The sequence below is a fragment of the uncultured Christiangramia sp. genome (assembly GCF_913046405.1).
GTDB classification, from domain to species: domain Bacteria; phylum Bacteroidota; class Bacteroidia; order Flavobacteriales; family Flavobacteriaceae; genus Christiangramia; species Christiangramia marina.
Genome location: NZ_CAJWRQ010000106.1, coordinates 1 through 9,838 on the forward strand (window position 1 = coordinate 1; position 9,838 = coordinate 9,838).

Genomic DNA, 9,838 nt, shown 5'->3' on the forward strand with positions numbered 1-9,838 from the left:
AGAAACTCTCGATTAGATACCAGGTCTTCAAATAACAGAGTTCAAAAAACCAGTCGTTCTACATCAGTACGGAACACCGAAAGGACTCCAAAAGTTCAAAATAAAACTCGTTCTGTTGAAAGGAATACAAGTGCTCAACGTCCAACCGGACAGATGTCTGGGTCGACCAGAACAAGATCTTCGAGCAGGTCTAAGTCTTCAGTGAACGAAAGAAAAAATATTTCTTCAAGAACTAGAAGTTCGGCACGAAATATGAATAATATATAGTAGATGACAAGTTCATAATTTAATTTTTTGGTTGGTTAGTTAGAAAACCCCTGATGCTGCCTTGCGGATGGGGTTTTCTCGTTTATGACAATTTCAGAACCTTGTCGATCATCGTATTTATTTCCGAAGAAACCTTAGAAAAATAGATGATTAGTCCGTAGATAATCCCGGATACTAAAACCTTCAAAAATATATTTAGAACTGGTAGGGCCGAGATGTCGATATAATAAAAGCCAGCCGTTAGGACGAACGTTAATACTAACATCAACCACGTAGACCTCGAAAATGGCTGAATGCTGAACTTGAAGTAGACCAGATATATTTTGGAAGTATTGTAAACAAAGAAGGCCAGAAAACTAGCGATCGCAGCACCCTCGAGTCCGAATTTTGGAATAAGTAAATAATTCAGGATAAATGCAAGCAATACGAGGATGACACCAATACCGAGGACAATTCTATAATAATCTGAATTGAATAGAATACTATTGTTATTACCCAGTAGGTTATCGTAAAGTTTAACGATTGAAATCAGGAGTACTACAAATACTGAAATTTGATATTGCTGCGGAATAAGTTCATATAAAGATTCTACATTCGTGATTATCCAGATGAAGATCAAGGCGCTAATAATAAGAAGGTTAAGCGAACTTTTCTGATATAGGTTCTTCAATCCGGCCTTATCTTTGGTATTCAGCATTTCGGCAGTCATTGGATGCGTGATCTGATGCATTGCTTTTTGTGGTACGGAGATCACGGTCGCGATATAGACTGCAATACCGTAGATCGCAACATTTTCGATAGGCATGTAATATTCAATCATCACTTTATCCAGATCCAGCAACACAGTAGCTACTGAGGCCGCGATTAGTATTAATGCTGAATATTTAAGCAATCTGGATAGGTTTTCAGGAGCTTGCAGGCTAATTCTTGGTGGATGTAAGGAAAAAGCATACAATGCCATTACAATCATTCTAAATACGAAAACGCCAGAGATAGCGTAGATGAAATCAGAAACGCTGATCCAGTCCTTATAGACCATAAGCAGTAGAACGCTTATGCAAAACCTATGAAAGACCTCCTTCATAAAATTACCAAAGGAACTTTTATAGTATATCTTGGACCAGGCAAAAAATACTTCAAAATAAGCGGTAGCAAAAGCGATCAGGAAAATCAACCAGATATAGGGCTGGACGAGCTCATTTTCACCTTTAAAATATTCCAGCAATTCCGTATAAAATAATAAACCGACTAAACCTAAGAGTAAAGCCGCCAGTGCCGGTAGAATCAACATCAGTGTAAGTAAGCGATCCTGTTCTTTTCGTGTTTTGTAAGAGGTAAAGAATTTAATTAGCGTGCTGTGTACCCCAAAAACCAGAAACGGCCAGATAAGGTTTGCTGCAGAAAGGAGAAAACTCACCAATCCGTAATATTCTTTAGTAAGGAAATAGGTGAATAGAAATAATGTATTTACAGCTCCAATGGCAAAACCCAAGTAGGTAGTCACCATATTTTTGATGGACTGATTAATAATTATTCCCATTAGATCTTTTTGATTAAATCTGCCAGCTCAGCTGTAAGCTCTCTACGATGATATTGTGAAATATCACTATTTATTTGCTTGACTCCCTGTGCCTCTTTTCGATAAAACTGATCTATAATCCAGGATTTGACCTTTTCCTTATCACGAAATAACAAGTAAGTTCCGCTTTGCGTATCCAGAACCATTTTTCCTGCTTCCCAGCTTTCGGGACCTATCGCCAGAATTGGTTTTTTTGCAGCAAAATATTCGAAGATCTTACCGGGTATGATTCCCCTGGTTTCTACACTGTCAATTTCCAAAAGTAATAGAATTGCAGCTCGATTTTGCATTTCCAGAGCTTCTTTATGGCTAACATATCCATCAATTTGAAGATATTCCTGAAGTCCCAGTTCTTCAATACTTTCCTTTACTTCGGAACTTATTTTTCCCGCCAATCGAATCTTTAGTTTATTTCTGAAGTCAGAAACATTTTCTACGATCTCTGCGATAGCTTTCCACAAAATTTCAGGACTTCTACCTGAAAGTAAAGAACCAATATGAGAAATCTCAAAATGATCTGATGTGATCGGCTCCTTCTGGAGATTATCGAAGCCATTCGTGATTACGCGAATAGGTCTGGTGGTTTTAGATTCAAATTCAGCTTTGGTGGTATGACTGGTAGTGATAATATGATCAGCTTTATTTAGCACTTTAGATTCAAGGTTCACGTGCTTTTGTCTACTAGACTGAGTGAGTTTAAGTTTTTTGTGATAACCAATCTCTGTCCAGGGATCTCTAAAGTCGGCTATCCACTTTATGCCTAAACTTTTCTGAAGTTCCAAACCAATCAAATGCAGACTATGCGGAGGTCCGGTTGTTATAAAAACATCGAACTTCTCCTTCTCCAAGACAGACTTTAAATAACTCACCGAGGGTTTGATCCAGAATTTTCTAGCGTCCGGTATAAAAAAGTTTCCGCGAACAAATAACATCAACTTCTGGATGGCACTTTGCTCCTGCTCTTTGGCTATAATTCCAGAACTTATAGTTTTAGAATCACCTTTAGAAAAAATCTCTGCAACTTTGTATGGTTCAAAAATTGGTTGCTTTAATATTCGGATTCCTGTTGGGATTTCGGCAACTAAACTTTTGTCTAAAAGTGGGTAACCTGGATTTTCAGGAATATAAACAACAGGTTCAATATCAAATTCTCTTAAGTAAGTTACGAATTTCAACCAGCGTTGAACTCCCGGTCCTCCGGCAGGTGGCCAATAATAAGTAACAATAAGAGCTTTCTTCATTCAGAGATTTAAATTTGGTCACGATTTTTCAGCTCGTACCCCAGTCCTCCAAATAATATCAAGCCAAATAAAATAGAACTTATTAGAACTATCGTGCTTCCGGTCTCAACAACCTGAGGTTCAAATTTGAAAGTAATTTCATGATTCCCTGCAGGCACATTCATAGCTCTTAGTGTATAATTCGCCTGAATATGATCTACTTCCTTTCCATCAATATAAGCCTGCCAACCGGGTTGATAATAATTTTCAGAAAAAACAATGAACTGAGCGGTATCTGCTTCGTATTTGTATTTGAGTTCATTCGGTTTCTGTGACACCAGATCTATTTTAGTGCTGGAACTATATACAAATTCATTACTCACCACGTCTTTAAATTCAGAATTTACAACAGCGGTGTTCATCAGGTTAACATCCTTCAGAATTTGAATTTCCTCGTTCTGGGTATCCACCCATTTAATCGTTTGAACCGCCCAGGCATTTCCAAAAGCTTGCGGATTCTGTTGCGCCTGTACTCCATTTTCCGTAGGAACAATGAAGTACTTCACATTGAGCATGCTCAGAATTTCCATATCATTCTTAGCGATATAGAAATCAAACAGATCCTGTATCCTGCCCGGTTTGGCAGCGTGATAACCACCTAAGGCATTGTGATAATAAGAAGTTCTTCCTGTATTAAACGGACTTCCGGATACATCGAAAACACGATAGTGCGTTGTATCCTCCAGGATTTGATCATCTGCAATATATCGCTCGTATGGCTGGTTGATCTTTCTGGATTGCACAAAGTCATCACTATTTACATAACGCCTGTCCACCCCAATTAAATCGACAAGTATAAGCACTGCAAAACCTGCGATTAGTAGGTTGGTCTGTAACTTATTCTTGAGATATGCCCAGATCAAACCAACTCCAATTCCGGTAAAAAGTAAAGATCTCATTACATCACTGAAGAAGATATCCTTTCTATCTTCCTTCAAAGCATTGATAAAATCCATACCGAACTGTTCCCTGTACAACGAGTCGTTAGCACCGGCAAAATCGAATACTGAACTCAGTAGTAAAAAGAAGATAAGCAGGCCTCCGGAAATAAACCCTGAATATTTCAAGGCTTTTAATTTTTCTTCCGAAGATATTTTCTTTGATAGTAATTTATGCAGTCCTACAATCGCTAATAAGGGTAAACATAATTCCAGCAGCACCTGAATCGATGACACTGCACGGAATTTATCATATAATGGTACATAGTCAATAAAAATATTGGTCACAGGATTGGAACCGGCAAACCAGTTTTTACCCCAACTCAGGATCAAAGCAAGCATACTGCCACTAACTACCCACCATTTTAACCTTCCTTTTATAAGAAATAAGGCAAAAATGAATAAAAAGATGACACTCGCTCCTATATATGCTGGTGCGCCTACAAATGGTTGATCTCCCCAATAAGTTGGAGCCGATTCTGCAAAATCTTTAGCCTGAGCCGGTGCAGCACCAAGTTTTAATATAGCATCGTATAAATTGGAATCGCTACCAATATTTTCTGAACTACCACCACCAAGTAAACGAGGAACCATCAGATTAAAGCTTTCTAAAATTCCGTAACTGTACTCCGTGATGTAATCGTAGCTAAGACCCGATTCTGTTTTAGCAGCGCCGTCTGGTCCAATACTTAAATCTGACTCTCCCCTGGTGCTGTAACTGGCATATTCGCTGGTAGCAAGCAAGCTGGTTGCATTCATAGCCAAGGCAAGAACCACCGCAAGAACCATAACTCCAAGTGATTTGAAATAATTACCTATCCATGCTTTTTTAAACGCATCTATAAAATAAACGATGCCAAGAACTATGACCAGAAGCAACAGGTAATAGGTCATCTGGAAATGGTTTGCTTGGATCTCTAGAGCCATCCCAACACTTAAGAGCAGGAAACCCCAAACATTTCGGTTTCTGAATATTGAAATGATACCGGCAAGCACAACGGGCATATACGCAATGGCATGAGCCTTGGCATTATGACCAATTCCAAGAATAATTATGAGATAAGTGGAAAAACCAAAAGCAAGAGAGCCCACAAAGGCAACCCGGTAATCTATCTTTAAACAAAGGAGTAAAATATAAAAGCCTATAAAATAAAGAAACAGGTAGTCTGCTGGCCTGGGTAAAAACCTCAAGGCAGAATCGAGCTTCTTGATATAATTATGCGGATAGTATGCTCCTAACTGGAAAGTAGGCATTCCTCCAAAAGCGGAGTCTGTCCAGTAAGGCTCTTCTCCCGTTTGTTCCCTGAAGTCATTCTGCTCCTTGGCCATCCCGATATACTGAATGATATCGCTTTGATAAATTTCCTTGCCCTGTAAGACAGGATGAAAGTAAAATAGGGATAAAACAACAAATCCTGCCAGGACTAGCAGGTGTGGTATGAATTTCTTGATATCAGGCATTCACAAGTCTTTTGAAACTGAAAATTTTAAAAGCAGGATCTAAAACCTGCTAAGTCTCGAAATTAATCAATTTCTTCGTAATCGATATATTCGCCTACCTTTTTATCTTTATTGGGTTTGGCTTTAGGTTCCTTACCAATATTTGTAGGATTTGACTTTGAATTTTTGGAAGCCGCACCTCCAAACTGGTTACCAAATTGCTGGCCGAACTGCTGTTCGAACTTTTTACCCATTTTTCGCATGAAATATTTGAGGATAAGAGGCCCGAAAAATCGAATTATTATTTTGAATCCGAAATATATAAGTAATACTACAAGTACAAATTTTAATACTCCAGATAAGGATGCTTCTAACATTCTAATGCTTTTGGCAAAAATAAAAATAAGCGTTCAGATTGGAAGTAGCTTCAGCAATAAAATTATAATAAAACTTATATCTTTGATTGAATTAACTCCGCAAGTTATGCGCAATACATGCATCTTCAGCCTGATTCTGCTAATGGCAGGCTTCACTGTTCAGGCACAATATACTGAAACCATAAACTCCAACCGCCCGGGACAATCACAGGGGGCTTTCGCTGTTGGAACCAATGTAATTCAGCTGGAATCGGGATTCTACCTTGGAAACGATATGCATGAAGGTCTGGGCGCCGATATAGACATTTGGGGAGTGGACTACCAACTGCGATACGGACTGTTGATGGAAAACCTTGAGATCAATCTTACTGGTGCTTTTGAAAATCAGGATATCGTTCGGAATTTTCTTGGGAATACAGTGGAAACTTCGGGAAGAAATTTTAAATCCAATACGCTTGGTCTTAAATATCTCTTCTATGATCCATATAAGAATATGGAAGAGGAGAAACCAAATATTCGAAGCTGGTATGCGAACAGAAAGTTTAAGTGGAAAACCCTGATTCCTGCAGTTTCGATCTACGCGGGGGCAAACTTCGCCTTTGGTGATAATCCTTACCTGTTCGAAGGAGAGAATAAATTTAGTCCGAAGGTAGCTCTTATCACTCAAAACAATTGGGGTCGATGGGTATTGGTGATGAATATTATTGCCGATAAACTAACTGAGGAATATAGAACCTACACCGCAATTGCAACGGTAACTCATACAGTCACCCCTAACCTTGCGATCTTTGGAGAATACCAGGGGATCAAAAGTGACCTGTATGCTGATGATTTACTTCGTGGAGGTGGTGCTTACCTGGTGGGTGAAAACCTTCAGTTTGATATAAGCGGACTGGTAAACTTCAAAGACACTCCTTCCCGCTGGCAGGTTGCTCTTGGCGTTTCATATCGATTGGATTTGCATAAAGTAGATGAATTCCTGGAAGTGTCCAATGAAGGAAATAAAAGACGTGCAAGAAGCAGAAAACTTAGTCGTGAAGCTGAGGAAGATTCTGAAGAAAAAGATCAATAAAAAAAGGCCGGAAATTCCGGCCTTTTTTTTAATATGATTGATAATCCTTATTTATTAGACATCGCTGCTTCTACTGAAGCTGAAAGTCTTTTATAAGTTCCGTTTTCAAGTCTTTCTCTAATCGCTGAAAAGGCAGTTAAGGTTTCTTCAACATCCTTTAGCGTATGCGTTGCCGTAGGAATCATTCTAAGCAGAATAAGACCTTTAGGAATTACCGGATAAACTACAATCGAACAGAAAACACCGTGATTTTCTCGAAGATCTTTTACCAGAGCCATCGCTTCCGGAATACTTCCTTTGAGGTATACTGGAGTTACACAACTTTGTGTAGTTCCAATATCGAAACCATTCTCTTTTAATCCGTTTTGCAAGGCATTTACGTTCTCCCAAAGTTTTTCTTTAAGTTCTGGCATAGTTCTTAGCATGTCCAGACGCTTTAAAGCTCCAACTACCAATTGCATTTGTAGCGATTTAGCGAACATTTGAGATCTTAGGTTATACTTTAAATAATCCATGATCTCTTTATCTCCAGCGATGAATGCACCAGTACTTGCCAGGGATTTCGCAAAAGTTGCAAAGTATACATCAATATCATCCTGAACGCCCTGCTCCTCACCTGCTCCGGCTCCTGTCTTTCCAAGAGTTCCAAAACCATGGGCATCATCAACGAAAAGTCTGAAATTATATTTTTTCTTTAATTCAACGATCTCCTTCAGTCTTCCCTGCTCTCCTCGCATACCGAAAACTCCTTCAGAAATAAGCAAAATACCGCCACCTGTTTGTTCAGCAATCTTAGTTGCACGCTGCAGGTTTTTCTCGATACTTTCCAAGTCGTTATGCTTGTAAGTGAATCGCTGTCCTAGGTGAAGACGAACTCCATCAATGATACATGCGTGAGCATCTACATCATAAACGATAACGTCTTGTTTGGAAACTAAAGCATCAATAGTAGATACCATTCCCTGGTATCCAAAATTCAACAGGTATGCTGCCTGTTTATTTACGAATGAAGCCAGTTCATCCTGTAACTTTTCATGAAGATCTGTATGACCACTCATCATTCTAGCTCCCATTGGGTAAGCCGATCCATAATCTGCAGCTGCCTCAGCATCTACTTTACGAACTTCAGGATGATTGGCAAGACCAAGGTAATCGTTAATACTCCAGGTAATTACATTCTTACCTCGAAACTTCATTCTATTGGAAATAGGTCCTTCAAGTTTAGGAAATACAAAATATCCTTCTGCCTGTTCCGCCCACTTTCCTAACGGTCCTTTGTCTTTGTAAATCTTATCAAATAAATCCTTCATCGGTCATTTTTTAGACGAGCCGCAAAAATACTGAAAATTGGCCCAATTTTACAAGGTAAATTATAAACATCGAAATCTAACAAAAACAAAAGCATCCTGCAAAGAACAGGATGCTTTTGTTAATAATTGTTAATATTTTATTTGATGATCTCTATAGATTGAGATTTTGAATCTTTTTGAGTATCGAGAAAACCCTGTTCATTCATCCAGTCATCACTATATATTTTGCTCATATACCTGGAACCATGATCTGGAAAGATTAATACTACATTAGAATTTTCATCAAATTCACCGTCTTCCTGGTATTGTTTCAATCCCTGCATTGCTGCTCCACTGGTATAACCTACGAATAGACCTTCGGTACGTGCAAGTTCCCTGGCAGTATGTGCAGCATCTTCATCACTAACTTTCATGAACTTATCGATCATGTCAAAATCTGTAGCTGATGGGATCAGGTTCTTACCAAGCCCTTCGATCCTATAAGGATAGATCTCATCTTTATCGAACTCTTTGGTTTCGTGATATTTCTTCAAAACTGAACCAAATGCATCGATCCCAAGGATCTTTACTTCAGGATTTTTAGACTTCAAATATCTCGCAGTTCCAGAAATTGTTCCAACAGTACCGCTACAGGCAACAAGATGCGTTATAGTTCCTTCAGTTTGCTTCCAGATTTCTGGTCCCGTAGAATTAAAGTGAGCATCAATATTTAGCTCATTAAAATACTGATTAATATATACCGAACCTTTAATTTCAGAATGAAGCCTTTTTGCAACTTCATAATAAGAGCGTGGATCATCTGCTGGAACGTTCGCCGGGCACACATGTACCTTCGCTCCCATTGTCTTCAGCATATCGATCTTATCCTTGGACGATTTAGAACTTACAGCAAGAATACAGTCATATCCTTTGATGCAACTTACCATCGCAATACTAAAACCTGTATTACCTGAAGTTGTTTCAATTATAGTATCTCCGGGCTTCAGAATTCCTTTTCTTTCAGCTTCTTCAATAATGTACAAAGCGATCCTGTCCTTCGAGGAATGACCTGGATTGAAAGCTTCGATCTTTGCGGAGTACTTTCCGGGGAAATCTTTAGTGATTTTATTTAAGTTGATCAACGGGGTGTTTCCAACTAATTGCAATACGTTATCGTAAACATGCAAATCTTCTCTCATAAAATGATCTTTAAATAAAATGCATTTTCACACATTTTATTAATCGACAAATTTAAGTCAAATTTTTTAATTACTCCTTAATACCCTCCAGATCCAGCAAAAACGCGTATTCTTCAGCCACTTCCTTAAGCGCTTCAAACCTTCCTGAAGCACCACCATGGCCAGCATCCATATTGGTATGTAATAATAAAACGTTTTGATCTGTCTTATATTCTCTAAGTTTCGCAATCCATTTAGCAGGTTCCCAGTATTGCACCTGGCTATCGTGTAGACCTGTAGTGACCAGCATATTTGGATAATCCTGTTTTACAACATTATCATAAGGAGAATAGGATTTCATATAATCATAATATGACTTTTCATTAGGATTACCCCATTCGTCATATTCACCAGTGGT

Annotated in this window: 8 protein-coding genes; 1 reads left to right on the top strand and 7 read right to left on the bottom strand. The window is 38.6% G+C overall.

Annotation, left to right across the window (positions count from 1 at the left end; all coding sequences use genetic code 11):
* Positions 1 to 349 precede the first annotated feature (349 nt).
* The 4 genes from QZ620_RS12125 to QZ620_RS12140 all read right to left on the bottom strand — a co-directional run bounded on the left by QZ620_RS12125 (position 350) and on the right by QZ620_RS12140 (position 5,881).
* On the bottom strand, positions 350 to 1,807 hold the full coding sequence (locus QZ620_RS12125) for a polysaccharide biosynthesis C-terminal domain-containing protein (protein WP_295182018.1): 1,458 nt from the start codon (positions 1,805 to 1,807) through the stop codon (positions 350 to 352).
* Positions 1,807 to 3,087 (bottom strand): glycosyltransferase family 4 protein, encoded by a 1,281-nt coding sequence (locus QZ620_RS12130; protein ID WP_295182020.1) that lies wholly within the window; start codon positions 3,085 to 3,087, stop codon positions 1,807 to 1,809. Before QZ620_RS12130 ends, QZ620_RS12125 begins: the two co-directional genes overlap by 1 nt.
* 8 nt (positions 3,088 to 3,095) lie before the next feature.
* On the bottom strand, positions 3,096 to 5,525 hold the full coding sequence (locus QZ620_RS12135) for a YfhO family protein (RefSeq protein ID WP_295182023.1): 2,430 nt from the start codon (positions 5,523 to 5,525) through the stop codon (positions 3,096 to 3,098).
* Between the two features lie 62 nt (positions 5,526 to 5,587).
* Positions 5,588 to 5,881 carry a DUF4834 family protein gene (locus QZ620_RS12140; protein WP_295182026.1) on the bottom strand — a complete coding sequence of 98 codons (294 nt, stop codon included), beginning with the start codon at positions 5,879 to 5,881 and terminating at the stop codon, positions 5,588 to 5,590.
* Positions 5,882 to 5,987: 106 nt separating this feature from the next.
* On the opposite strand from QZ620_RS12140, the gene QZ620_RS12145 reads away from it, so the two are divergent.
* Complete coding sequence (locus tag QZ620_RS12145; RefSeq protein ID WP_295182028.1) at positions 5,988 to 6,953, top strand: transporter; 966 nt, start codon at positions 5,988 to 5,990, stop codon at positions 6,951 to 6,953.
* 47 nt (positions 6,954 to 7,000) lie between these two features.
* Here QZ620_RS12145 and QZ620_RS12150 read toward each other — a convergent pair whose 3' ends face one another.
* The 3 genes from QZ620_RS12150 to QZ620_RS12160 form a co-directional block, all read right to left on the bottom strand.
* Entirely contained in the window at positions 7,001 to 8,263 is a 1,263-nt protein-coding gene (locus tag QZ620_RS12150; RefSeq protein ID WP_295182031.1) for an aminotransferase class I/II-fold pyridoxal phosphate-dependent enzyme, read from the bottom strand.
* 137 nt (positions 8,264 to 8,400) lie between these two features.
* Positions 8,401 to 9,441 (bottom strand): PLP-dependent cysteine synthase family protein, encoded by a 1,041-nt coding sequence (locus QZ620_RS12155; protein WP_295182034.1) that lies wholly within the window; start codon positions 9,439 to 9,441, stop codon positions 8,401 to 8,403.
* Positions 9,442 to 9,511: 70 nt separating this feature from the next.
* The coding region (locus QZ620_RS12160) for a prolyl oligopeptidase family serine peptidase (RefSeq protein ID WP_295182035.1) at positions 9,512 to 9,838 on the bottom strand (327 nt) is incomplete at its 5' end.